The sequence below is a fragment of the Sphingobacterium faecale genome (assembly GCF_016746095.1).
Classification (GTDB): Bacteria; Bacteroidota; Bacteroidia; order Sphingobacteriales; family Sphingobacteriaceae; genus Sphingobacterium; species Sphingobacterium faecale.
The window spans coordinates 469202-493126 of record NZ_JAERTY010000003.1; the positions used below are offsets into that span (position 1 = coordinate 469202).

Annotated in this window: 17 protein-coding genes and 2 tRNA genes; 9 read left to right on the forward strand and 10 right to left on the reverse strand. The window is 38.6% G+C overall.

Features of this window, described 5'->3' with window-relative positions; genetic code table 11:
• Window positions 1–52: 52 nt before the first annotated feature.
• On the forward strand, window positions 53–1267 hold the full coding sequence (locus JKG61_RS07645; RefSeq protein ID WP_202102371.1) for a hypothetical protein: 1215 nt from the start codon (window positions 53–55) through the stop codon (window positions 1265–1267).
• A gap of 7 nt (window positions 1268–1274) precedes the next feature.
• Here JKG61_RS07645 and JKG61_RS07650 read toward each other — a convergent pair whose 3' ends face one another.
• Both JKG61_RS07650 and JKG61_RS07655 read right to left on the reverse strand, forming a co-directional pair.
• Window positions 1275–3209, reverse strand: coding sequence for an LTA synthase family protein (locus tag JKG61_RS07650; RefSeq protein ID WP_202102372.1), 1935 nt, complete (start codon window positions 3207–3209; stop codon window positions 1275–1277).
• A gap of 12 nt (window positions 3210–3221) precedes the next feature.
• Complete coding sequence (locus JKG61_RS07655; protein WP_202102373.1) at window positions 3222–5102, reverse strand: LTA synthase family protein; 1881 nt, start codon at window positions 5100–5102, stop codon at window positions 3222–3224.
• A gap of 171 nt (window positions 5103–5273) precedes the next feature.
• Between JKG61_RS07655 and JKG61_RS07660 the strand changes: the two genes are divergently transcribed.
• The 4 genes from JKG61_RS07660 (at window position 5274) to JKG61_RS07675 (ending at window position 12536) form a co-directional block, all read left to right on the forward strand.
• On the forward strand, window positions 5274–7892 hold the full coding sequence (locus JKG61_RS07660; RefSeq protein ID WP_202102374.1) for a valine--tRNA ligase: 2619 nt from the start codon (window positions 5274–5276) through the stop codon (window positions 7890–7892).
• Between the two features lie 199 nt (window positions 7893–8091).
• Window positions 8092–8973: an SH3 domain-containing protein gene (locus JKG61_RS07665; protein ID WP_202102375.1), complete on the forward strand. Its 882-nt coding sequence runs from the start codon at window positions 8092–8094 to the stop codon at window positions 8971–8973.
• Between the two features lie 59 nt (window positions 8974–9032).
• The gene (locus tag JKG61_RS07670) at window positions 9033–9782 is read left to right on the forward strand and encodes an isocitrate lyase/PEP mutase family protein (RefSeq protein ID WP_202102376.1); all 750 of its coding nucleotides are present in this window, start codon (window positions 9033–9035) and stop codon (window positions 9780–9782) included.
• A 201-nt stretch (window positions 9783–9983) separates the two neighbouring features.
• Window positions 9984–12536, forward strand: a complete 2553-nt coding sequence (locus JKG61_RS07675) for a DUF5686 and carboxypeptidase-like regulatory domain-containing protein (protein WP_202102377.1) — start codon at window positions 9984–9986, stop codon at window positions 12534–12536.
• Between the two features lie 40 nt (window positions 12537–12576).
• Here the strand turns inward: JKG61_RS07675 and JKG61_RS07680 are convergent, their stop codons facing one another.
• The 4 genes from JKG61_RS07680 to JKG61_RS07695 all read right to left on the reverse strand — a co-directional run bounded on the left by JKG61_RS07680 (window position 12577) and on the right by JKG61_RS07695 (window position 16606).
• A complete protein-coding gene (locus JKG61_RS07680; protein ID WP_202102378.1) occupies window positions 12577–12843 on the reverse strand; it encodes a hypothetical protein in 267 nt (88 codons plus the stop codon).
• A gap of 123 nt (window positions 12844–12966) precedes the next feature.
• Entirely contained in the window at window positions 12967–13569 is a 603-nt protein-coding gene (locus tag JKG61_RS07685; RefSeq protein ID WP_202102379.1) for a LytS family sensor histidine kinase, read from the reverse strand.
• A 5-nt stretch (window positions 13570–13574) separates the two neighbouring features.
• Entirely contained in the window at window positions 13575–14171 is a 597-nt protein-coding gene (locus JKG61_RS07690; protein ID WP_021070055.1) for a DUF502 domain-containing protein, read from the reverse strand.
• A gap of 2 nt (window positions 14172–14173) precedes the next feature.
• On the reverse strand, window positions 14174–16606 hold the full coding sequence (locus JKG61_RS07695) for a bifunctional UDP-N-acetylmuramoyl-tripeptide:D-alanyl-D-alanine ligase/alanine racemase (protein ID WP_202102380.1): 2433 nt from the start codon (window positions 16604–16606) through the stop codon (window positions 14174–14176).
• A 119-nt stretch (window positions 16607–16725) separates the two neighbouring features.
• On the opposite strand from JKG61_RS07695, the gene JKG61_RS07700 reads away from it, so the two are divergent.
• The 3 genes from JKG61_RS07700 (at window position 16726) to JKG61_RS07710 (ending at window position 17434) form a co-directional block, all read left to right on the forward strand.
• Window positions 16726–17202, forward strand: coding sequence for a regulatory protein RecX (locus tag JKG61_RS07700; RefSeq protein ID WP_202102381.1), 477 nt, complete (start codon window positions 16726–16728; stop codon window positions 17200–17202).
• 69 nt (window positions 17203–17271) lie between these two features.
• Window positions 17272–17344, forward strand: a tRNA-Gly gene (locus tag JKG61_RS07705).
• A gap of 5 nt (window positions 17345–17349) precedes the next feature.
• Window positions 17350–17434 (forward strand) — tRNA-Leu (locus JKG61_RS07710).
• 205 nt (window positions 17435–17639) lie between these two features.
• On the opposite strand, the gene JKG61_RS07715 is transcribed toward JKG61_RS07710, so the two are convergent.
• From JKG61_RS07715 to JKG61_RS07730, 4 genes are all read right to left on the reverse strand, one after another.
• Window positions 17640–18269 (reverse strand): YceI family protein, encoded by a 630-nt coding sequence (locus JKG61_RS07715; RefSeq protein ID WP_202102382.1) that lies wholly within the window; start codon window positions 18267–18269, stop codon window positions 17640–17642.
• Window positions 18270–18370: 101 nt separating this feature from the next.
• On the reverse strand, window positions 18371–19696 hold the full coding sequence (murA, locus tag JKG61_RS07720) for a UDP-N-acetylglucosamine 1-carboxyvinyltransferase (RefSeq protein WP_202102383.1): 1326 nt from the start codon (window positions 19694–19696) through the stop codon (window positions 18371–18373).
• Window positions 19697–19878: 182 nt separating this feature from the next.
• A complete protein-coding gene (locus JKG61_RS07725; RefSeq protein WP_202102384.1) occupies window positions 19879–20625 on the reverse strand; it encodes a DUF4290 domain-containing protein in 747 nt (248 codons plus the stop codon).
• A gap of 215 nt (window positions 20626–20840) precedes the next feature.
• Window positions 20841–23111 (reverse strand): ATP-dependent helicase, encoded by a 2271-nt coding sequence (locus JKG61_RS07730; RefSeq protein ID WP_202102385.1) that lies wholly within the window; start codon window positions 23109–23111, stop codon window positions 20841–20843.
• Window positions 23112–23231: 120 nt separating this feature from the next.
• On the opposite strand from JKG61_RS07730, the gene JKG61_RS07735 reads away from it, so the two are divergent.
• Window positions 23232–23918: a M15 family metallopeptidase gene (locus JKG61_RS07735; RefSeq protein ID WP_202102386.1), complete on the forward strand. Its 687-nt coding sequence runs from the start codon at window positions 23232–23234 to the stop codon at window positions 23916–23918.
• The last annotated feature ends 7 nt before the right edge of the window (window positions 23919–23925 follow it).

Consider the following 23925-nt stretch of genomic DNA (forward strand, 5'->3'; position numbering starts at 1 on the left):
TATCCAATCTTACGGCATTAAATTTGCAGAGACACCGGAAACCCATAGTTACATGAACTGTAAAATATTCAAAATATTAATAATACTCCTCATCTTTCTCCCCCATACCACTTTCGCTCAGCATAAGTATTTTCTGTATAAGTATAACGCATATTTCGGCCTGACCAATATCGGGGGAACTGAATTAATAGAAGGAAATTTCACCAGTCACAGTGACCAAATAACGGATTATGCACTTTTCACTGCTGAAGATAAAAAACAGGTACTGATTAATCTAGAAACAGGTAAAAAAGACGTATTTGATGAATTCGAAGGAAATAGTATTTTTTTAGACAATCAATATTTTGCAAATGTAGAGAATCAAGGACAGCATTTTCTATGGAGTCAAACGTCTGGAGAGAAACTTCCCATGCCTAAAGCATTGCAGAAACTACCTTTTCAAAATGTCTACATGATAAATAAGGATTTTTTATATGCGATAAGCTATGAAATTGTATATCCTCCTATACCAAAAGAAAAGCCTGTTCAAAAGGGGAAAAACACGAATCAACCTCCTACAATTACCCCTCCTCGAAAAATTGAAGCACCAAAACAGGTTACCTATACTTATATCTTTAAGAATGAACGTAACATGCCTTTAATTGCAAAAATAGAGGTCGATGATGACAAACTGTTTGGAGGAAAACAACCGACTTCTGTATTTACTTTTTACGAACTTAAAAAGACTCCCAAATCGGATAAACAAGGAGACGAGATGCAGGTTTTTTCAGCTTCCAGAAGCAATTGGAATTCAGCACTAAAACCGTGGCACTTCTACTATGATGCTCCCTTTGATGTCGTCTGCATACCAATTGAGGACAGTATTCGGATTCTAGACGGTAATTTTAAGATCTTAAAAACTATCGCTTCAGCAGACAAATATGATCGTGACATTGTCGAAAGCTACTTTAAAGCTCAATATCCAAATGATGAGGTCGAGTTGGGCTATGCTGGTTTTTCCGCTCCAATAAGCATGGGTGGACCAGCAAGAAAGCCTTTTTGGCAGATATCCAATACGGAAAACCTTTTTGAAGTCAGCTATCTACAAGAAGACGTGTATATCCCCTATCTACAGCTTCAAGCAGCAGAAGCTAGGATAGGTTACGATAATGGACTATATCTAAAAGATAAAGATAACAATGAGCTGATGATCCAGTTGAGCAAAAAACGTGATCAGTTGCCCGTACCACTAAAGTATAAAAAACAATTCAGCATTCAAGAGTTATAAGCAGTCGCTATTCGGCGACTAGCTTATTGTGTATCATTCCATAATTATACTGTTGCATAAATGCATGGAGTTTTTGCGTTAAGCTATCTCTGACACTTTGCTTGCTCTCGAGAAGATTTTCTTGGAGCATCTTATCCTTTCTTAAATTATAAAGGGAAGTGGGCTTATTGTCATTATAGGTCATAAAATAATCACCATTAAAAAAATTAAAGGTGTCCCCTATCGTATTAACAACGAAGTTATCGCTATTCTTGTCAAAAGCATCAAACCCAAATGCAAAGTAGGGTTTGGGATACTTTAGATAATTCAATACGGTAGGCATAATATCCATCTGCTGTACTAATTTATCAGAAACTCCCTTTAAATCTCCTCCAGGATAATAAAATATAATTGGAATGGCGAAAGTATTGGGCAAAGTTTGGTATTCAGGCAAGTGGCTTAGACTGGTATGATCCGCACAGAGAACAAATAAGGTATTGTTGTACCAATCGCTTTTGGAAGCTTTATTAAAAAACTGTCTTAAAGCATTATCGGTATAACCGATAGGTTCTTGTAGTGGTACTGGGCCTTTGGGAAAAACGCCTTTATAATGCTCGGGAACCTTAAATGGGTGGTGTGATGAAAGCGAGAAAAAACCAGCAAAAAAAGGTTGAGCTAAATCATCCATCTTACTTGCCATAAATTGCATAAAAGGCTCATCCCATATCCCCCAGATGCCATCAAAATCAGCATCGTTGTTATACTCATTCTTTCCAAAGTAATGCTTGATACCTGCTAACTGTGTATACGCAGAGAACCCCATACTCCCATTCGGCGCACCGTGAAAAAAAGCGGTTTCATAACCTTCATCTCCTAATAGTTTTGCTATACTGGTCGTTTTATTGCCTGAATATATAGAAAGAACAAAAGGCTCGCCAACTGAAGGTACTCCTGTGATGACAGAAGGTAACGCATCAATCGACTTTCTACCGTTAGCATACGAACGGTTGAATGTAAAAGACTCCTCTATCAGAGAATCCAAGAATGGTGTATAACCCTTATAACTCCCGCCATCTATGTGTTTATTCAAAGCACCAATATGTTCTTTGCCGAAGCTTTCTAAAATCAGAAAGACCACATTCAGCTTTTGAAATGACGAAGAGTCTTTGGGCTGATGTATAACGGGATAAATCTCATTAACTTCTTGTGGAGAAAAATAATTTTTCTCCTGCAACTGGATTGCTTTTAGCGTTTTTAGAATACTAAATGGCGTATTGAGTACGATGCTCATTTCTTCGGGGTTCTTCACATAGTCTCCAGCGTTACTCAAGGTAATCGGTCTAGTACTATGTGCCCAACCGCCACGTACTCCTCCGACAAACAAAAATATCACTAAAAAGAAAGATAGCGTCTGAATGAGGTAGAAAGTCCATCCCGTCTTGACTGGACGAAGGAGTTTTACTCGATCATAACACCAGGCTAAAAGGCATACTAATGCCACAAAAGCAATAACTAGATACCAATAGCCTAGCAGAAAATCTATGGTCAATTTGCCCAGATTCTGCTCGTTGGAAAACTGCCCAAAAACAGTTCCCGTTGTACGTTTCAACGTGAAAGGGTAATAGGCGTAATCGATTAAACTTAAAGCAATCCCTATACTATTCGTAATTACGAACACCCACTTACACACCCTTTGATATATCAAGTTATACTTAAATGGGGCCGGTATTATCTGTAATAAAACAAAAAGAATATTGACGTATAGAATAGCGACTGTATCAAATTTGATTCCCCCCACAAACATGGTTAGCAGAGATTGGGTATCGACATGCAGAAAGAGACTATGGTTAACGCCATAAAATCCAAGCCGTAATAGTGCATAAAATATCAGTAATAGGACAAATGTAATTCCCAAAAACAACAATGAATTCCAATTACCGCTCAAATTCCATCTACTCTTCATAAGAAAACAAAATTAATATGCTAAAAACTCACTATAAACACCTTGATAATAACCCTTAGCTATATTCAACAAGCTATCGGTTTTCTCCTTGGGATAAGAAGGGTTGCCTATGTAGTTAATAGACTTGCCGACATTGTCAAAAGATATGACCTGTTCCGGTGTAATGATTCCAAAAGCATCCTTTGAATTATAAAATGCGACCTGTGATGTCGTAGTGTTAAAAAGATCCCTACTCCAAGAGTATCGCTCTGTCCCAGCTCCCAATTGCTTTAGTAATGTCGCAGCCAAGTCGGTTTGATTTCCAATTCGAGAGAACACCTTTCCTCTATATTCTTTCTTTATGACATCACCAAAGAATATCAACGGGATGTGAAACCTGTTGGGATGAGACAGATCCCATTGTTCTGTAGGGAATCGATGTCCATGATCTGCAATTAGTACAAAAAGTGTATTCTCATACCAAGATTCCTTTTTGGCCTGTTCGATAAAATCGAAGATAACGGAATCTGTGTAATAGGCTGTGCTTCTAAATTTGTTGGGATTGCTATCCTTACCAAACTTATATGTCCCTTTTAAATCGAAAGGTTCGTGATTGATCAGGGTAAACATCGTAGAGAAAAAAGGCTCGGGCTCCTTTCTTAAATCTTTAATCATTTGATTAAAAATAACATGATCATATACGCCCCAAGACGCACGCTCTTCGTGCAGTCCAAAGTTAGCTTGATCGACTACCCGATCTATACCGTGTGTGAGCATATAGGACTTGAAGTTATAGAATTCACTCTGCCCACCGTGATAAAAGGAATTACTGTATCCCAACTTATCAAGGTCTTGTCCAATCGCCGGTATATTTTCATGCTTTGGTATGTATTTGATAATACTTTCGGGTCCTTGTGCAGGGAAACCACTCAATATACCTATCATGCCTTTGTCTGATCGATCTGAAGCCGAATAGATATGATCAAAAAGAACTCCACGTTGAATCAATTTTTCAAGATTAGGGGTCACCCCTTGCTCTCCGCCCAAAGAAGCAACTAAATCGCCAACAAAACTCTCCATCATAATCAATACAATATTAGGACGGGTCGTTGTTAATACCAGTATAGCCGAGTCTGGGTTATGAACAAATACTGGCTCAATCGATTTCTTAATAGCCCCCTCATCAGCATAAAAAGGATAAGGATTGCGCAGCAAGGTACTTCTCGTAAAATAATCCCGCAATAATGACCATTGCGTGTTTACGGCAGCATGATTATAAAATGTATTTTCTGAAAAATAGGCTTTACTTGGATTCAACGGTGCTCTACCGTATCCGCCACGGATAAAGGTAAATAAAACAAAAACACCAATTAAAAGCTTTACAACATTGGGCAAAACTCGTTTTATATTAAAAAAACAAACAGGTTTGAATAGATATCTATACAGGTAATATCCCAGAACGATACCTAATATAATACCTACAATGGGGACGAAAGTTGGTGTGGACTCTGCTGAGGCTATAGCACCGGATGGGGAGGCCCAAAAGGCATCTACAGCCCGCTTAGAAATCTTATCGCCCCATTCTCTGTAAATATTGATATTTATAAAGGAAACACCGAAATAAACTAAGAGCGCCACCAATGTATAGACATCGAGAACCTTACGCGTTAACTTGACCTGTGGAAAAAAACTAAGAATACAATACAATAAGAATGGAATAACGCAGATATAGGCTACTGCTGAAAAATCCAAGAATAACCCGTGATAAAATATCTTTAATAGATCTGTAAAAGGCTTCCCCTTTACTTTTTCAAAAAAAGAAATAATAAAAATAAGACGATCGATCATACATATAATCAACCAAAATAAAAAATAACGAGTTAAGGCTTTTAACTCATTAACCAAGTTCTGCATCTGATTTCATTCTAAAACGAGCAAATTTACGCTTAATTATCAATCCCTTAATTACATATTAACATATTTTTAACAGTTTAAATAGCTACTGTTCTTTATTTAGGCGAAGAAAGTGGGATTTCACACCTTAAATCCTTATTTTTGTACACTTTTTACGCCATATTTATAGCAATGAGCATAGCAAAAACTTATAATCCAAAAGAAGCAGAAGACAAATGGTATTCCTATTGGATGGAGAATGGTTTTTTCCGTTCTACCCCTGATGAACGCGAACCCTATACAATAGTGATGCCTCCACCTAACGTAACTGGAGTACTACATATGGGCCATATGTTGAACAATACTATTCAGGATGTATTGATTCGCCGTGCCCGGATGCAAGGGAAGAATGCATGTTGGGTACCAGGAACCGACCATGCATCGATTGCTACAGAGGCTAAAGTCGTGGCCATGCTGAAAGAGAAAGGTATCGATAAGAGATCTTTAAATAGAGAAGATTTCTTTGCACATGCCTGGGAATGGAAAGAAAAATACGGAGGTATTATCCTCAAACAACTGGAAAAACTAGGCGCTTCTTGTGATTGGGAACGCACCAAATTCACGATGGATCCAGAGTTGTCGGAATCGGTAATTGATACGTTCATCAAATTCTACAAAGAAGGCTATATCTACCGTGGTGTACGTATGGTCAACTGGGATCCCCAGGGAAAAACGGCTCTCTCTGACGAAGAGGTAATACGTAAAGAAGTCAACCAGAAACTTTATTATATCCGCTATCAGATCAAGGATAGTAATGAGTATATTATCATAGCAACCACTCGCCCAGAGACTATTATGGCAGACACGGCTGTGTGTATCAACCCGAATGACGAACGTTATACGCACCTCAAAGGCAAGACCGTATTGGTACCTTTGATCAATCGCGAAATCCCTATCATTCAAGATGAATACGTAGAAATGGAATTTGGTACAGGTTGTCTTAAAGTAACACCTGCACACGATCTTAACGACTATGAGCTTGGTCAAAAACATAATCTTCCTGTCATCGACATCCTGAATGATGATGGTACGCTCAACGAGAAAGCAGAGATACTCGTAGGTGAAGATCGCTTTATTGCCCGTAAAAAGATAGCGAAACAATTGGAAGAAGCCGGACAAATCGAAAAAATCGAAGATTATAAATCTCAGGTTGGTTTTTCGGAGCGGACTGACGCCGCCATCGAACCCAAGCTTTCGATGCAGTGGTGGTGTAAAATGGAGGAGCTCTCGAAACCTGCTCTGAAGTACGTAGAAAATGGTACGATAAAACTGATTCCGGAGAAGTTCTTTGCTTCCTATAAGCACTGGATGGAGAACGTAAAAGATTGGTGTATTTCTCGTCAATTGTGGTGGGGACAGCGTATCCCAGCATGGTATAATGATAAAAATGAATGGGTAGTTGCAAAAACGGAAGCAGATGCTATTCAAGAATTCGAAAAAACAGGTAAATCTTCTGCAGGCATTCATCAGGAAGAAGATGTCTTGGACACATGGTTCTCATCGGCACTGTGGCCAATGTCTGTCTTTGATGGTGTACGCAATCCGGACAACAAGGAATTCAACTATTACTATCCAACCAATGATTTGGTAACCGCCCCGGAGATACTCTTCTTCTGGGTAGCACGTATGATTATCATGGGACATGACTATACGCAGAAGCCGCCCTTCCGCAATGTATATCTTACTGGTATCGTTCGAGACAAACTAGGCCGTAAGATGTCCAAATCCCTAGGTAATTCTCCAGATCCTATTGAGCTCATGTCACAATACGGAACGGATGGTGTGCGTGTCGGTATGTTATTATCTTCACCTGCAGGAAATGACCTTATGTTTGATGTTTCTTACTGCGAACAGGGTAGAAACTTTGCCAACAAGATATGGAATGCTTTCCGCTTGGTCAAAGGTTGGGAAAGTGTAGATGTTCCGGCAACGGCTGCTCAACAAAATGCTGCAAATTGGTTTGAGAACCGTTTTCATCAAGCTGTTGCTGAAATTGAAGAGCATTTCAATAATTACCGCCTATCAGATGCCTTAATGGCAACTTATAAGTTAATATGGGATGATTTCTGTGCCTGGTACCTGGAATTGGTCAAACCTGCCTACCAAACACCGATCGAATCAGAAACATTGGATACTGTCAAAACCTTATTCCAAAAAGTACTGACACTGGCTCATCCGTTTATGCCATTCTTGACCGAAGAATTATGGCATGATGAATTATTTGGAGTCCGTGGTGTAAAAGACTGTGTAATTGTTGCTGAGTTTCCTAAGGTGACGACTTTTAACGAACAGCTCATTAAAGAGTTTGCATCTGTTCAACAGGTTATTTCTGAAGTACGCAGCATACGCAATGCTAAAGGAATGTCTCCAAAAACAGCGCTTCCATTGGCCATAAATGCTAATGACATGGATTTTTCTAATTATCAGGAGAGCATTATCAAACTCGCCAACATTTCTGAATTGAGTTTTGTAAAGGAAAAGGTGACAGGCGCATTAAGCTTTTTGGCTGGAAAAAGTGAGTGTTATGTCAAACTGGCTACTGATAATATGGACATGGAAGCTGAGAAAGAGCGCATCCGTAAGGAAATCGACTATCTAAAAGGTTTCTTGGTATCAGTAGACAAGAAATTATCTAACGAACGTTTTGTGCAGAATGCAAAACCTGAAGTAATTCAGAACGAACGGAATAAAAAAACAGATGCCTTAGCTAAAATCGAAATATTAGAAGAAAGCTTAGTATCACTGGGATAAAAAACATATAGTATAGATAGAAAGCCTCACCTCTGTGAGGCTTTTTTTTATCCCTTTTTTCAGGTATTGTGAGCATTCTTTTTTTTTCAGTAATTCGCATAAAATATGTTATAACAACACATGAAATACTCCTGTCTAGCGAAGTCCCCCATGAGTCGGTCAACTGGCAGATGATCATTAAAGAAAAAATAATACACATATGAAAAATTTATTTTTTGGTTTATGCCTGCTGATGTATACCAATATCGTATTCGCACAAGAGCAGCCAGCGGCTTATGTTCTGGAAGATGGATATGACTTCTGGATGAAAGAAAAGGGGGATACAGCGTATGTCTTTGCTGATATGGCCTATATAAGAGATTACCCCAGCACGAGAGGCAAACTCCTTGACTCTATTCCACAGGAAACAAGGGTTATTATTAAATCAGATAGTTATAACAATTCTATAGCTAGGGGATTTGAGGCACCTTGGTGCAAGATTTCTTATGTTAAAGATGATAAAGAAAAAGAAGGATTTATCTGGTCAGGCCTTTTGTCCATAGGACGCATCCAGCAAAAAGACGGTACAATTTTCAATATAGGCTTTTTACGTTATGAAAAAGAAACATCATACAGCGCTGCAACGTATCTGCTGGAAGTAAAATGCTTTGATAGCAATGGTCATCTAAAAGCAAAGGATTATTATCCTGCCGAATTGTCTGAACAACGTTACTCCGAACATAAACTACTACCCCACATGGGACTAGAAGGTTTAGAAAATATTGTCCGGATTGGATTTTTGGGTGAAGCATGCGGTGTACCGAGTTTTTACTACTACTTCAGCTGGAATGGTAAAGAAATCATACCGATGTTTAGCCGGTATACCGTATCAGATGCCGGAATCTATTATCATGAAGAAAAAATCCTCTTCCCTTCTGAACATAACCTAGATCCCAATCTTATTATTAAGGATATTGAAGAGGGAGAAGTAATTGACGAAGATGCTCGAGAATATCATTACAAAAAGACTTGGAAACGAGTTAAATACCTCTGGGATGGTAAGCTTGCTTCTGAACTTATAGAAATGAAGGCTGCTAATTGATAGCCCATAAAACAAAATTCTGCTATCTATGTTCTATTACTGAAACAAGAAATAGGAACATGTCATATACGAAATTTAAAAAGCTACATCAACAAGAGGAATTACTGGTCTTAGGAAATGTTTGGGATGCGCAATCGGCGTTACTCGCCGAAGAAAGCGGTTTTCAAGCATTAGGCACATCAAGTCACGCCATCGCCAATCTATTGGGCTATCCAGACGGCGAGAAGATATCGGTGGACGAAATCCTATTCATGATCGAGCGCATTGTTAAAGCTGTAGATATACCGGTTTCCGTTGATTTTGAAGCAGGATATGCCGATGATCCCCAGCAAGTAGCAACCAACGTGGGCCGTCTCGTAGACCTTGGTGTCGTGGGAATCAATATTGAAGACGGGAAAGTCATAAAAGAGGGACGGCAACTACAATCAGCGGATCTGCTACAGCAAAAGATACAGGCAATAAAGGCATGTCACCGCAACATTTTTATCAATGCGCGAATTGATACCTATACCACAAAACATGCGAACGCATTGGAGGAGTCTATCAAACGAGCAAGTATGTATCAAGACGCTGGTGCCGACGGTTTATTTGTTCCTCTAGCAGAAAAAAAATCAGATATCGAGTCTCTCTTACAATGCTGCTCATTGCCTATTAATCTATTCCTCACATCTAAATTGCCTTCTATTGCTGAACTATCACGGATGGGGATCAAGCGCTTGAGCCATGGGGCTAAAATCTACGAGCAAATCGTCCAAGAAAACAAGAATATGTTCGAAAAATTCATAGCTAATCCTGCGCTTTCTACGTAACACCGTTATAGCTATTACCACAGTCTTGGAGGACTATAAACGTTGCTTTCTCGCCCAAAAGCTAGTCAATTAGACTTTTATCATAAAAAGGTCAAACTCATTTCATGCTCTTTTATATTTGAAAAATATCCGCGTAATTTGCATTATAACTTTTGAATAAATACGTTTTAAAGTCAAAAGTAAAAACAAGGTTGTTTAAACATGAGAGAGCTAATCAACAACAATATACTTCTTCTTATTGGTGTACTTTTTTTCAGCTTCGCGAATGCACAGGAAGTTCAGGTCCGTGGCCGTATTTTGGATAAGCAGAATAATGAACCCATTTCTTTTGCGACCGTAGCTATAGTAGGTGGCCAACAAAAGACATATTCTGATGATAATGGTAATTTTAATATCACACTGCCAAACAGACAAGTAAAAGTCCGTGTTTCTTATGTAGGCTATCATGAACAGATGTTGGATCTAAGTGGTAATAAGACAAATTTTGATTTATTATTAGATCCCGAAAACATGATTGACGAAGTCGTTGTAAAAAGACCTAAACTCAAGTATTCGAATAAAAACAATCCGGCAGTCGAACTGATACGTCAGGTAATTGCCCACCGTGATCAGAATAGGCTGACAGGTCAGGATTTTGCTGAATATGAACAATACGAAAAAATTTCTTTAGGTTTAAGTAACCTTTCTCCCAAATTTGTCAACAGGAAGGTTTTTAAAAACTACCAGTTTCTTTTTCAAAAGGATGATTCTACAGCGACAGAGAGTTACGTATTACCTGCCTTTATCGAAGAAAAAGTCTCCAAAGTCTACTATAGAAATGATCCCGAAAAAACGAAGCAGTACATCATTGCGGAACAGCGTGCTGAATTTGACCCTAAATTTATCGATAATGACGGACTGTCCAGCTATTTTAACAAACTTTACGAAAAGGTAGATATCTATGATAGTAACATTAGCTTATTGACTAACCAGTTTTTAAGTCCTATTGCTAATAGTTCTCCTACCTTTTATCGCTTCTATATCACAGATACCATCAAAACAGATCAGCCTTGGTTGATCGAATTAAGTTTCTTCCCGCGCAATAAGAGCGATTTCTTATTTCAAGGAAAACTTTATATTACACTAGATGGACAGTATGCTGTACAAGGTGCAAAGATGAAAGTCAGTGATGATATTAACCTCAATTTTGTTCGGGATCTGAACATTGAACTTGCGTTCAAAAAAGACAATCGCAACAAGTATTTCTTAAACAAAAGTAGCCTAGGAATTGATTTTTCATTAACAGAAAAAGGAAAGGGAATCCGAGGAAACCGTATTGTATATTATAAAGACTATGTCAATGGAAGACAGCAGCCAGACAGTATCTATGCCGGTGAAGATGTCGTACGTGTACCTGCTCCACCTCAAACGGAAGAAGTCAGAGAAAGCTATTGGGCAGGTCTGCGACATGAACCTTTAAGTGGTGCCGAAATAAACATCTATCACAATATAGACTCCCTACAATTGATGTCTTCCTTTCGGAGGGTTATGGACATCGGCGCGCTCCTTCTTTCGGGATATAAACAAGCTGGCCCTGTAGAGATAGGTCCAGTCAATACTTTTTACAGCTATAACCCTGTAGAGGGGTTACGGCTCCGCATAGGGGGACGAACGACAGAGAGTCTGAGCACACGATTCTATTCAGAAGCTTATGCAGCCTATGGTTTTAATGATAAAAAGTGGAAATATTTTGTAAGTGGTACCTACTCCTTGAACAATAAGTCGGTGTATAAATTTCCACAACATTATATCCGCGCATCGGTACAGCATGACACCAAAATACCAGGTCAAAATCTTGAATTTATTCAAGAGGATAATATTTTATTGTCATTCAAACGTGGGGAAAATGAAAGTTATCTTTATAATGACATCTATAAACTAGAATATAAAGCTGAATTTCAGAACCATCTTTCGTTGACCGGAGGTCTCAGTAAATGGAGACAACAACCTGCTGGAGTAATACGTTACGAGATGAGACCTGAACAGGGAGATCCTTATCTAGTTCAGGAACTCAATACAACAGAAGTGTCTCTAGGATTAAGATGGGCTCCGAAGGAACAATACTATCAAGGAAAGTTGTACCGAACCCCTATTTTCAATCAATACCCAATTTTTACCGTCAATTATACGGCCGGTATTAAAGGATTCATGGAAGGCGAGTATAACTATCACAACTTTACGGCAAGTGCTTTTAAACGCTTCTATCTGTCTCAGTTAGGACAGGCAGATGTGACTATAGATGGAGGATATACCTTAGGTAACAATATCCCCTATCCTCTACTGACTATACACCGTGCTAATCAGACTTACGCATATCAACTGCAATCCTACAACCTCATGAATTTTATGGAATTTATAACGGATCACCACGTAGGACTGAACGTACAGTATTATATGAATGGTTTTATTTTGAATAAAATCCCTTTGATAAAGCGCTTGCAGCTTAGAGAAGTATTCAGTTTCAAAGGACTTTACGGAGGACTTAGAAATGAAAATAACCCCACACTGAATAATAAAGTTTATTCATGGCAGACAAATTCTGATGGTAATATATCTTCGTTCACTTTTGGCTCCGATCCTTATATGGAAGCTAGTGTGGGACTTGCCAATATCTTTAAGATATTACGTATAGATTATGTAAAGCGATTGAATTATTTAGATCACCCTAATGTATCCAAATGGGGTATACGTGCACGAATTAAGTTTGATTTTTAAGGTATTAAAAAAAGGTCCAAGATTTTGGACCCTTTTCTCTCTAATACTCAACAGATATAATAGAAGATAACGGGATTAGCACACCACTTTTTATTTGTATGTACTTATCCGTTAGAGACCATACTGTCGTCTCTATCCGCATAGGGCCATCTTCTGTATTGAACACAATGGTCACTTTCGATTTAAACTCATTTCCCAAACGTTGTGCATCTTTCAATTTACCGCACAACTCCTCCACTTTGTTGTCCTCTGCGGCGATAATTTTGTAATTGTTGATGCTTTCCTTTTCTATTAATGTTCCGATCATTTTAAACGTATTTAAATCCGACAATTAGTTATTTAATAACTCCTATATAAATATAGCTAAATGTGTTTTTAAAAATCAATTGTTATAAAATAATTACATTAACATTAACATAATTTTAAGGTTTCAATCCAATAACTGCAAGCGTAATGAAGAACGGAAGATATTACTGTTACTATTCAAAATTAACTCATATCGCTCAGGGTATTCTTGTTCTAATCGAGATTTGAAAAGTCGAATCAATTCCATCTTACTCTGATCATGAACGTGGTGATTGACTCTGTTACTCACTTCCAGTATTAAATAATTTCCGCTAACTCGTCCTTTTATTCGCAGGGGAAACTTTGCTCCGACATGATATCCATAATGGAGGGCATTTTGAATTAATGGAAATAATATAAAAGGGCAAATACTAAACTGTTGCACTTCTAAGGGGAAATCATATTGAACGAGAATTTCATTTCCCTTATAATACCTATAAAATGCAATATAGCGTTCCAGATTATGCTGTTCTTCCACCAGTGGGATCTTATTGCCTGCCTGAGCATTAATCGCAGCCTGCATATAGTTATTGAAACCGGGAGGAATCGGTTTTTCATCTTCAAAATGCGCCGACAACAGCTGCACATCCAATTTGCTACGCTCCAAAGACAGCTTGGACTCCAACTGTAAAAGCTCGTCCTCTCTGGGCACTTCTTTATTAAATATACGCCTTAGAAATGTCGACATGATACTTACTCAATTCCTGACACACCACCAGAGACGACTAATTTCATAGCATCAGTAGCAGTCATATTCAATTTGGTAACACGTGAAGAATGGACGATCACAACCTGACCGGCAAACGAATAGGAATATGGAAAATATACAATTACTTCGTTAGGCAACCCCAACTTCCCCAACTCTTTTTGGGTGAGGAAACCTATTTTTTTCAATCCGGTTTCATTCACTTCTACTAATACAGGCTCGTTGAATTTCTTCGCATCTCCTACAAAAGCTTCGGTGAAATCCTTAATCGAAGAGTATAAGGTATTGAACAACGGAATTCTATTCACCGTTCTGTTCAACCAACTTTTAATAGGTGCTGTCACTAACGTCGTAAATACTATCCCTACGATAATCAATAGTACGATGACAGTAAGGATACCGATTCCGGGGATATATAAGGGATGCCCCTGTTCATCCTCTAAAAAATGCTGGGTAATATTCAATGCGTTGTCCAGTGACGCAACGATCCATACAATTAAAAAAACTGCACCCGCTAAAGGAACAACGACCAGTGTGCCCTTAATCAAATAATACAGTAACCGTTGAAAAATCTTCCTTAACATAATTACTCGTAAAAATACACTCTTTTTACTCGAGATGAAATACCTGTTAACAATTCATAAGGAATAGTTCCTATATTTTTTGCTGATTGATTAATATTGGGGAATACTAATACTTCATCCCCTTCCCTCGCTACTATATCGGTTACATCTAGCATACACATATCCATACATATATTTCCTACGGTAGGAACAAGACTATTGTTAATAGCCATCTTTCCTACTCCATTGCCCAATCTCCTATCATAGCCGTCTGCATAGCCTATTTTTACGGTGGCTATTCTTGAATCGCGCTGTAACACTCCTTTTCTATCATAGCCTACGGTCTCGCCGGCAGATAGTTCTTTAATCTGTGTGATCGTAGTTTTCAAGCTTCCTACTTCTTGCAGCGACAGACTGTTGGGGGCCATATCAAATCCGTATGCCCCGATCCCTAATCGCACCATATCAAAATGAGCTTCTGGGTGATGAACTATCCCTGAGGTATTACAGATATGTTTTATCACGGTATACCCTAAAGTGGTTTCAACTTGGGTCGACATGCGCTTAAATAGTGCTATCTGCTGTGCCGAAAATTTTTTTAGCTCTTCATTTCCCGCTCCTACCAAATGTGAAAACACGGTAGCTACACGAAGCTGCGTATGCGCAGCAATAATCATCAATGCTTCCTCTATTTCTCGTTCCATAAATCCTAACCTGTGCATTCCTGTATCCAATTTCAAATGTATAGGGTAAGCCTTAATATCCCTTTCTTTTAGAAAAGCTACAAATGCCTTCAGAATCCTCAATGAATATATCTCAGGCTCCAAACTATACAGTAGAATATCTTCAAAAGTCCCTTCATGTGGACTAAGTACCATAATAGGTAGGCTAATCCCTCCTCGTCGTAATTCGGCGCCTTCATCAACGAAAGCGACTGTAAGGTAATCGACCTTATTAAACTGTAGAACATTTGCAATTTCAAAACTACCGCTACCATATGAAAAAGCCTTAACCATAGTCATCATACGCACCCCCTTTTTAAGGCAAGAACGATACTGTGAAAGATTGTTTTCCAATGCTTTCAAATTGATCTCTAAGACGGTATCATGCGACTTCTCGACCAAGAGACGACTAAGCCGTTCTAATTCAAATCTACGCCCTCCCTTTAACAGTAAAACATTATCCCTTAAATCTAATTGTTCTAGGGAATCTATCAATAGATCCGTCGATTCGAACAATAAAGAGGGGGTAGTCAACTGCTGCTGTAGACTAGTCAATCTATTTCCGACGAGAATTATCTGACTTAATGATTGTACATTGAGCAGTTCAGCCAATCTACCGATAGACAAAGATGTCCACTCTTGTCCCTCAAAATCACTTAGCACCAGCTTTTTTACGGAACTTTGGTTTTGTTGTCCCAAAAAGTCTAAGGCAATCTGTAAAGAAGCCAGATCATTGGAGTATGTATCATCTATGATGCTACTGTTGTGTTTGCCTTTTTTCAACTGTAATCTCATCTCTAAGGGGCGCAACCAGGCTAGACGCTTTTTAATAACTTCCATATCGTACCCCAAAGTCAACATGACCAACGTACAGGTCAATACGTTATCAATGGAAGCCTTGTCAATAAATGGAACAGTCACAGCACATTCTAAAGCTCCATAACGTAGCATTAGTATGGTTGTCTCTTCATCCTTCTGTACTTTTAAAAGTCTTAAGTTATCAGTCAGTTGATCTCCCCATGTGATATAGTCGGAATCGACCAATGAAGCAGAGGATAATGCTGCGGACGGTGCCACAACAGTCTTTACTTCTTTGAATAATTTCAATTTTTCATCTATCTTTTGCTTTTCCGAATCAAATCCTTCCTGATGGGCAGGGCCTATTCCTGTCAGTATGCCCAACGTCGGACGTATTATATCCTGCAAAGCGTCCATTTCTCCCACTTTACTAATGCCCGCTTCGATAAGAGCTAAGTCATGTTCTTTTGTGAGATTCCATAACGATAGTGCTACACCAAGTTGAGAATTATAGCTTTTGGGACTCTGATAGCAATTGTACTCCGGCGCCAGTAATTGATGAAGCCAAGTCTTGACGATAGTCTTACCGTTACTTCCCGTTATCCCTATGACTGGGATGGAAAAATGATTACGATGATAGGCAGCTAATTGCTGTAAGGCTCGAAGGGTATTTTCTACCCAGACAAAATTTGCGTCTAAATATGGCGAGATATCGAAATCATTATCGGATATCACAAAGTTTCGGACTCCCTTCTCATAAGCTTCCTCTATATAGCGATGTCCATCTCTTTGTTGGACTAGAGCAAAAAAAAGACTACTCTCTCCCATCCTGATTTTTCGTGTATCATAAGCTAATGCAGAAAAAGTGGAATTCGGTAAGTTTAAATGACTCTTACGGCTACCAATAGGCTGAAGAATCGTATCTAATGTATACATAGCTAAGAATTAAACGAATAGTGAAGAGTTGAAAACAACTTCTGAATAAGAAACAAATTTCATCATTATTTTTAATAAGTAAAAGTGGATTATCCTATGCTTTTACATAAGTTTGTAGAATGGAAGAGCAGCGCCCACATAAAAAAATATTCACGCCGCATCAAGTAAAATTAAAAGCCGAGGCCTACTGCGCCTATCAGGAAAGATCTCAACAAGAGGTAAGAGACAAGCTCTACGAATGGGGATTACACCTAGAGAATGTCGAGCAAATAATTAGCGAACTGATTGCTACCAATTTTCTAAATGAAGAACGTTTTGCTAATGCTTTTGTTTTGGGTAAATTTAGAATAAAAGGTTGGGGTAAGATTAAAATACAACAACATCTAAAAGCAAAAAGAGTATCTCCCCCTTTAATAAAGGCGGCACTACAACAAATCGATCTCGATGATTATGAGCAGAAGTTGACAACTATTATCGAAAAGAAAATAAACGGAGATGTACAACAACTTACTATACAGGATAAAGCCAAGCTCATACGCTACCTACAAAGCAAGGGTTATGAGAATGCTCTTATTTTTGAGAAAATAAGGGTCTGATATAAGTTTTTATTTTTCACTTTTTTCTTTGCAGAATTGCATTATTACTCTATATTTGCACCACGTCAAGCGAAAGTAGCTCAGTTGGTAGAGCACAACCTTGCCAAGGTTGGGGTCGCGAGTTCGAATCTCGTCTTTCGCTCAGTTGCCTAGGTGGTGGAACTGGTAGACACGCAGGACTTAAAATCCTGTTCCCGTTAAGGGAGTGCGGGTTCGATTCCCGCCCTAGGTACAAAAGGCTAATCTTGAGATTAGCCTTTTTTTATTCTTTCTTTGGACTCTCTGCTCTTTCTAGAATTCTTTGAATAAATTTCGGTGATAAACTTGCATTGATGTGCAACTCTATACATCTCTTTTCTTTATGTGACAGATGTAAGCAAACAAAAAAGCGCTAGTAATTTTTACTAACGCTTTTTGTTTCATTATTTACGTATTAATTATTTCTTAGCGATGATATTAACACGGAAGTTAATCTCTTTAGAGATCAAATCATCTTTTTTTCCTTCATAATTTACTCCCCAATCTTCACGTAAGATATTGAAGTCTGCAGAAGTTTTCACCGTAGTATCTGTGATTTCTTCTACTTTTGCATCAAAAGTGATGTTTTTTGAAGTTCCTTTAATTACCAAGTTACCTGAAATCACAACATCATTTGCTGTTGCACCGGCTTTTACTTCAGTAATAGCGAAACTAGCCTCAGGATGAGTAGCAGCGCCAAAGAAATCGTCTGCTTTTAGATGTCCATCCAATTTATCTTTATACTCACCCTCTAAATCTGTAGCCGAGATTGTATTCATATCTAATACAAAGTTTCCACCAGTTATCGCTCCATTATCTACATTCAACTCACCTGATTTTACTTTTACAGTTCCTTCATGGAAACCAGAAACCTTTGTTCCTTTCCACATGATTTGGCTTGCTTCCGTATCTACCGCATACGCAGCGCCTGCCACTTTGTCTACAGTAGCTACGGAGTCTTTGGTTTCCGCCTTTTTACCTTCGGGATTTCCAGCACAAGAAGCAAGGACCATCGCCGCTGCCGCTGAGAATAAAACTAGTTTTTTCATCTTTTGATAATATCTGTTTAAACTTTTATTTTTACAAAAATAGAATTGCTTTTTAGAAAACAAAATGTATCTGAATATATTAACATTATTCAGACAATTTATCAGTGACCCATTGGCTGTGCTTCAACCCTCTTAATATCAGCTCCTAAAGCCACAAGTCTTTGTTCAATATCTTGATATCCACGCTCTATCTGTTCGATATTAAATATTGTTGACTTACCTTGTGCGGATAAAGCTGCTATAAGCAAAGAAACTCCTGCACGTATATCGGGCGAGGACATTTGTATCCCTCTAAGTTGAGTTTGCTTATTCAAACCAATAACTGTAGCACGGTGTGGGTCACATAGAATAATCTGTGCTCCCATATCAATCAATTTATCAACGAAGAACAATCTGCTTTCAAACATTTTTTGATGTATTAATACATTTCCTTTCGCTTGAATAGCCGTCACTAATACAATACTCAAAAGATCGGGTGTAAACCCTGGCCATGGAGCATCAGATATTGTTAATATAGAACCATCTATAAAGGTATCAATCTCGTAGCCATCCTGTGCTGGAATAAAAATATCATCTTCCCTTAGTTCCATTTTAATACCTAAACGTGAAAACACCGTAGGGATAATACCCAGCTCTTTATAAGCTACATTTTTAATCGTTATCTCCGAACCGGTCATTGCTGCTAAACCAATAAAAGAGCCAATTTCGATCATATCTGGTAGCATACGATGCTCTGTACCTGTCAACGATTCTACTCCTTCAATAGTCAACAAATTAGAACCGATTCCAGAAATATTAGCTCCCATACGGTTCAACATCTTGCATAATTGCTGCAAATAAGGTTCACAGGCTGCATTATAAATAGTGGTAGTTCCTTTCGCCAAAACTGCAGCCATAACAATATTAGCAGTTCCAGTAACAGAGGCCTCGTCAAGCAAGATATAGGTACCTTTCAATGCCGTTGCATCCACATTGAAAAAATGATTATCAGCATCATACACAAATTTTGCACCTAATTTCTCAAATCCTAAAAAGTGAGTATCTAATCTCCTGCGGCCGATCTTATCTCCTCCTGGTTTAGGAATAGCAGCTTTGCCGAATCGGGCTAATAGGGGTCCTACGATCATGATCGATCCCCGCAAACTTCCCCCCTTCTGTTTGAATTCTTCAGAAGTAAAGTAGTCTATATTAATATCTTTAGCTCGAAATTCATAGGTATCCTTATTCAATTGATTCACCTCTACACCCAAAGATCGTAACAAATCAATCAACTTATTGACGTCCTTTATATCTGGGATATTGCTTATCGTCATTTTCTCTTCGGTCAGCAATACTGCTGATAGAATTTGTAATGCTTCATTCTTTGCCCCCTGAGGTATTATCTCTCCCTTTAACGGCTTCCCACCGTGAATTTCAAATGCGTTCATATATTAATTTTATAATGAATATAGATATAGCTAGTCTCCAAGCCGTTTAAATAAATAGATATACAACAAGAGGATATCTTCAGAACGAAATACAAACAAAAACCTCACCAAATCGGAGTGATCCTGCTTGTATTTTGAAATTGTAGATATCCTCTTCAATAGAAGTAATCGGATATACCCTTCTATTTCTTATAATTGCTGCTCTGATAAGGTCTCTTACCTGCAGTATTATTGTTTTGCCTTTTACGACCGCCGTTATTATTGTTGTTGTTATTATTCTGATACTGCTTTTTATTATTGTTTGATCCCGAAGCTTGCTTTTGATTGTTATTATTCGTAGTAGCTTGCGATTTAATACGGTTGCCCGGAGGCGGTGTACGGAAATCCAACTTAGTCAATACCGTATCTTCTGGCAATACTAATACAAAGCCAGAAAGTTCTTTCAGATCTTGAATAATCTGCTGATCATTGACAGAGTCCTTGTTCCACGTGAGATAAGCCATTTTCATAAAATTGGCAATCCCCAAAGTCATCTTCTGCCTCGTTTCTACATCAGATACAGCCATAGCCTTCTCGATCATAGATTCTACAATATGTCCATAATGCTTGAATCGGATCCTATGCTGAGGATAAGGTAAGGGCTCCGGTTTGTGACGTATCTCTTCCTTAGAAGGAATTGGATAAGGAGAGTCAACATCAATTTTAAAATCGGAAATGATATATAAATGATCCCAAAGTTTATGCTTAAAATCGGAAACATCTCTTAAATGGGGGTTTAAAACGCCCATCATATCGATAACGACCTGTGCTAATCGGTTGCGTTCTTCCTTGGAAGGTACCGTACAGATATGGTCAACCATATTCTGTACATTCCTGCCATACTCGGCCAATATCAACTTAGGGCGTGTACTGTTATAATCAAAATTCATATGTATTAATTTGCTTTTTAACGGTCATTAACTTGTCCCGACGAGTCGGAATTGAAAATCCAATATTTTGCACCGTTTTGTTAACAGACAGCGCGCATGCTACTTCATAGTCATGTGTCTTTGTACAGTCTGAACCGCATGGATGTTTCATATAGTTAGTGAAATTAATCGTAATATATAACGTTATTTTTTTATTTAATATTCTCTCCAGTGTATTACTGGACAATTCTTAGTTTTGCAAATTTAAGCAACAATTGTTTCTGTCCCAACTCTTTAAAAAAAATAGTTGCTTTTAGGTCTGGACTACTACCCTCTAAATTAATGACTTTACCAAATCCAAAGCGTTCGTGTTCTACTTCCATGCCCACCTGGAGACCACTCGTATCTGAAGGGGCAAAACCTTCAGTAGGAACATGGGCCTTCGGTAAAATCGAAGTCGTCTTGACCACTTTAGGCTTTGGTTTGGAGAAGCTATCTTTCTGCTGCCAAGCAATCCGATCTGACTTCATTCCCCCTTCGCCAGCTGCCGCACTCATTCTTGGTTTAAAATCCAAGTCCAGACACGCAGGGTTCAATTCGTCTAAGAAACGACTGGGTTCACAATTATTTAAAGTACCCCAGCGATACCTTGAGGTGGCATAGGAAATGTGCAGTTTTGTCTCAGCACGTGTCACTGCGACATAAAACAACCTTCTTTCCTCTTCCAATTCTGCTCGTGAATTTACGGATAATTGTGATGGAAACAAATTTTCTTCCAACCCTACGATAAATACGCTGGGGAACTCGAGTCCTTTGGAAGAGTGGATAGTCATCAGGGAAACTGTATCTGCATTCGGATCCTTGTCATTATCATCATTCGTCAACAGAGCAACGTCCTGTAAAAAGATATCGAGGCTTTTTTCTTCAATATCCTCACGCTCCGAAAACTCCTTAATACCGTTCAATAGTTCTTGGATATTTTCATAGCGACTTAAACCTTCTACCGACTTGTCCTCATAGAGATCCTTTAAAATACCCGAATGCTGTGCAATATGCATCGCCGTATCAAAGGCATTCAGCTGATTTCCAATCGCTTGAAAACTCTGTATCATCGTACCAAAGGTCGATACAGCCGTTGCACTACGTCCATCTAAAAACATCGGAGCGTTTGCTACTACATCCCAAAGTCGGTATTGATGTTTATCTGCAGCTACAATAATCTTATCGATAGTGGTATCCCCTATCCCACGTCTCGGATAATTAATAACTCTTTTTAATGCTTCTTCATCATTCGGGTTATAGGTCAACCTGAAATAGGCAATTAAATCTTTTATCTCCTTACGCTGATAGAAGGAAGTGCCTCCATAAATTTTATAAGGAATGTTAAGCTTACGTAACGACTCCTCCATGGCTCTCGACTGTGCATTGGTCCGGTACAGAATAGCAAAATCCTTGAATTGCTGTGAAAACAATGCCTTATCTTGTAAAATTGCCTCCGCAACGATCTTTCCCTCCTCATTGTCGGAAAACGCCCGCGCTACCTTTATCTTATCACCGTCCGCATTTTCAGAAAACACATTCTTCTCTAACTGATTTTTGTTGTTGGCAATAATGCTATTTGCAGCATTGACAATCATCTTCGTTGAACGATAGTTTTGCTCCAGCTTAAACACCCTGACTTCAGGATAATCTTTCTGAAAGTTCAGAATATTCTGAATGTTCGCTCCCCGGAAAGCATAAATACTTTGCGCGTCATCACCTACTACACATATATTTTCATTGACCGCTGCCAAACGTTTGACGATAAGATACTGAGAAAAGTTGGTATCCTGATACTCATCTACCATTAAGTATTTAAACTGATGTTGGTATTTGTGTAATGTTTCCGGATGTTTATTTAACAAAACATTCGTCTTGAACAGCAAGTCATCAAAATCCATTGCTCCGGCACGATAACAACGTTGAGCATAGGTAAAATAAACCTGCCCCATCTGTGGTCTGCCATTCTCTCTGTCCTCAGCAAGTAAAGCTTCGTTTTTATTGTATTCCTGTGGTGATATTAAATTATTCTTTGCAGATGATATACGACCATAGACCTGGTTTACATTATATAGCTTATCATCTAGATTCATCTCCTTCAAAATAGACCGTAGCAAACTCTTAGTATCATCGGTATCGTATATCGTAAAGTTCTTTGGGTAGCCGATCAATTCTGCCTCTACACGAAGTATCCTTGCGAAAATGGAGTGAAATGTTCCCATCCAGATGTTTTTTGCTTCCGCGCCGACTACCTTCATGATACGTTCGCGCATTTCTTTCGCAGCCTTATTGGTAAATGTTAAGACGAGAATATGGAAAGGATCCACACCTTTTCGAATAAGATGGGCCACCCTATAAGTGATAACACGGGTCTTTCCTGACCCCGCTCCTGCCACAATCATCACCGGACCTTCTGTCTGCTCTACAGCATCGCGCTGCGTGGAATTTAATCCTGCTAAATAATCCAAAATAATAAAGAGTTTTTCCGTTAGAAATAGATTACAAAGTTACTAAATTACTGCCAAATACGACTTGTATATGCTATTATTCTGATAAATAGTTACCTTTACTCGACAAACGACCTCGTTATGACCAAATTCGTATTTATTGCTTCTTTTTTAATCAAGCTTACTGCCTCTACACCGTTTCAGCAAATCTCAAAACAATTACCTGATGGTTTTGTATATGTCAGGGATATTATCCCACATATAGAAGTGGATCTACGCTATTGTGGCCATCACAATTTTATTGGAAAGCCCATACAAGGGTATCTGGAACCTCAGGCTATCCTGACAAAACAAGCCGCAGAAGCGCTTGCAAAAGTAGAAAAAGAGCTAAATAAAAACAATATGGGGTTAAAAATATACGATGGATACCGCCCTCAGAGTGCTGTAAATCATTTCGTTAATTGGTCAAAAGACCCCAAAGATACCTTAGGAAAAGCAGAATTCTATCCCACAGAAGACAAACATCTTCTATTTAAAAGAGGCTATATCGCCTCAAAATCAGGACACAGCCGAGGAAGCACGGTCGATCTGACCATTATTATGTTGGATAGTAAGATCGAACTGGATATGGGTAGCCCATTTGACTTTCTAGGAGAAATATCGGGACACCTATACACGAAGCTGAGTCCGGAGCAGCTAACGAACCGGAAGATACTTCGTGCTGCTATGGAAAAACACGGATTTAAAGCCTACTCCAAAGAATGGTGGCACTACACATTGAATAATGAACCTTTTAAAGACAAATATTTTGATTTTCCAGTGCAATAAATGCTGT

Bases quoted from the DNA above. Each gene is read 5' to 3' on its own strand.
- JKG61_RS07660 (WP_202102374.1), top strand. From the start codon at position 5,274: ATGAGCATAGCAAAAACTTATAATCCAAAAGAAGCAGAAGACAAATGG.
- JKG61_RS07695 (WP_202102380.1), bottom strand. From the start codon at position 16,606: ATGTATACATTAGATACGATTCTTCAGCCTATTGGTAGCCGTAAGAGT.
- JKG61_RS07650 (WP_202102372.1), bottom strand. From the start codon at position 3,209: ATGAAGAGTAGATGGAATTTGAGCGGTAATTGGAATTCATTGTTGTTT.
- JKG61_RS07725 (WP_202102384.1), bottom strand. From the start codon at position 20,625: ATGAATTTTGATTATAACAGTACACGCCCTAAGTTGATATTGGCCGAG.
- JKG61_RS07700 (WP_202102381.1), top strand. From the start codon at position 16,726: ATGGAAGAGCAGCGCCCACATAAAAAAATATTCACGCCGCATCAAGTA.
- murA (WP_202102383.1), bottom strand. From the start codon at position 19,696: ATGAACGCATTTGAAATTCACGGTGGGAAGCCGTTAAAGGGAGAGATA.
- JKG61_RS07655 (WP_202102373.1), bottom strand. From the start codon at position 5,102: ATGCAGAACTTGGTTAATGAGTTAAAAGCCTTAACTCGTTATTTTTTA.
- JKG61_RS07735 (WP_202102386.1), top strand. From the start codon at position 23,232: ATGACCAAATTCGTATTTATTGCTTCTTTTTTAATCAAGCTTACTGCC.
- JKG61_RS07645 (WP_202102371.1), top strand. From the start codon at position 53: ATGAACTGTAAAATATTCAAAATATTAATAATACTCCTCATCTTTCTC.
- JKG61_RS07690 (WP_021070055.1), bottom strand. From the start codon at position 14,171: ATGTTAAGGAAGATTTTTCAACGGTTACTGTATTATTTGATTAAGGGC.
- JKG61_RS07665 (WP_202102375.1), top strand. From the start codon at position 8,092: ATGAAAAATTTATTTTTTGGTTTATGCCTGCTGATGTATACCAATATC.
- JKG61_RS07685 (WP_202102379.1), bottom strand. From the start codon at position 13,569: ATGTCGACATTTCTAAGGCGTATATTTAATAAAGAAGTGCCCAGAGAG.
- JKG61_RS07670 (WP_202102376.1), top strand. From the start codon at position 9,033: ATGTCATATACGAAATTTAAAAAGCTACATCAACAAGAGGAATTACTG.
- JKG61_RS07715 (WP_202102382.1), bottom strand. From the start codon at position 18,269: ATGAAAAAACTAGTTTTATTCTCAGCGGCAGCGGCGATGGTCCTTGCT.
- JKG61_RS07680 (WP_202102378.1), bottom strand. From the start codon at position 12,843: ATGATCGGAACATTAATAGAAAAGGAAAGCATCAACAATTACAAAATT.
- JKG61_RS07675 (WP_202102377.1), top strand. From the start codon at position 9,984: ATGAGAGAGCTAATCAACAACAATATACTTCTTCTTATTGGTGTACTT.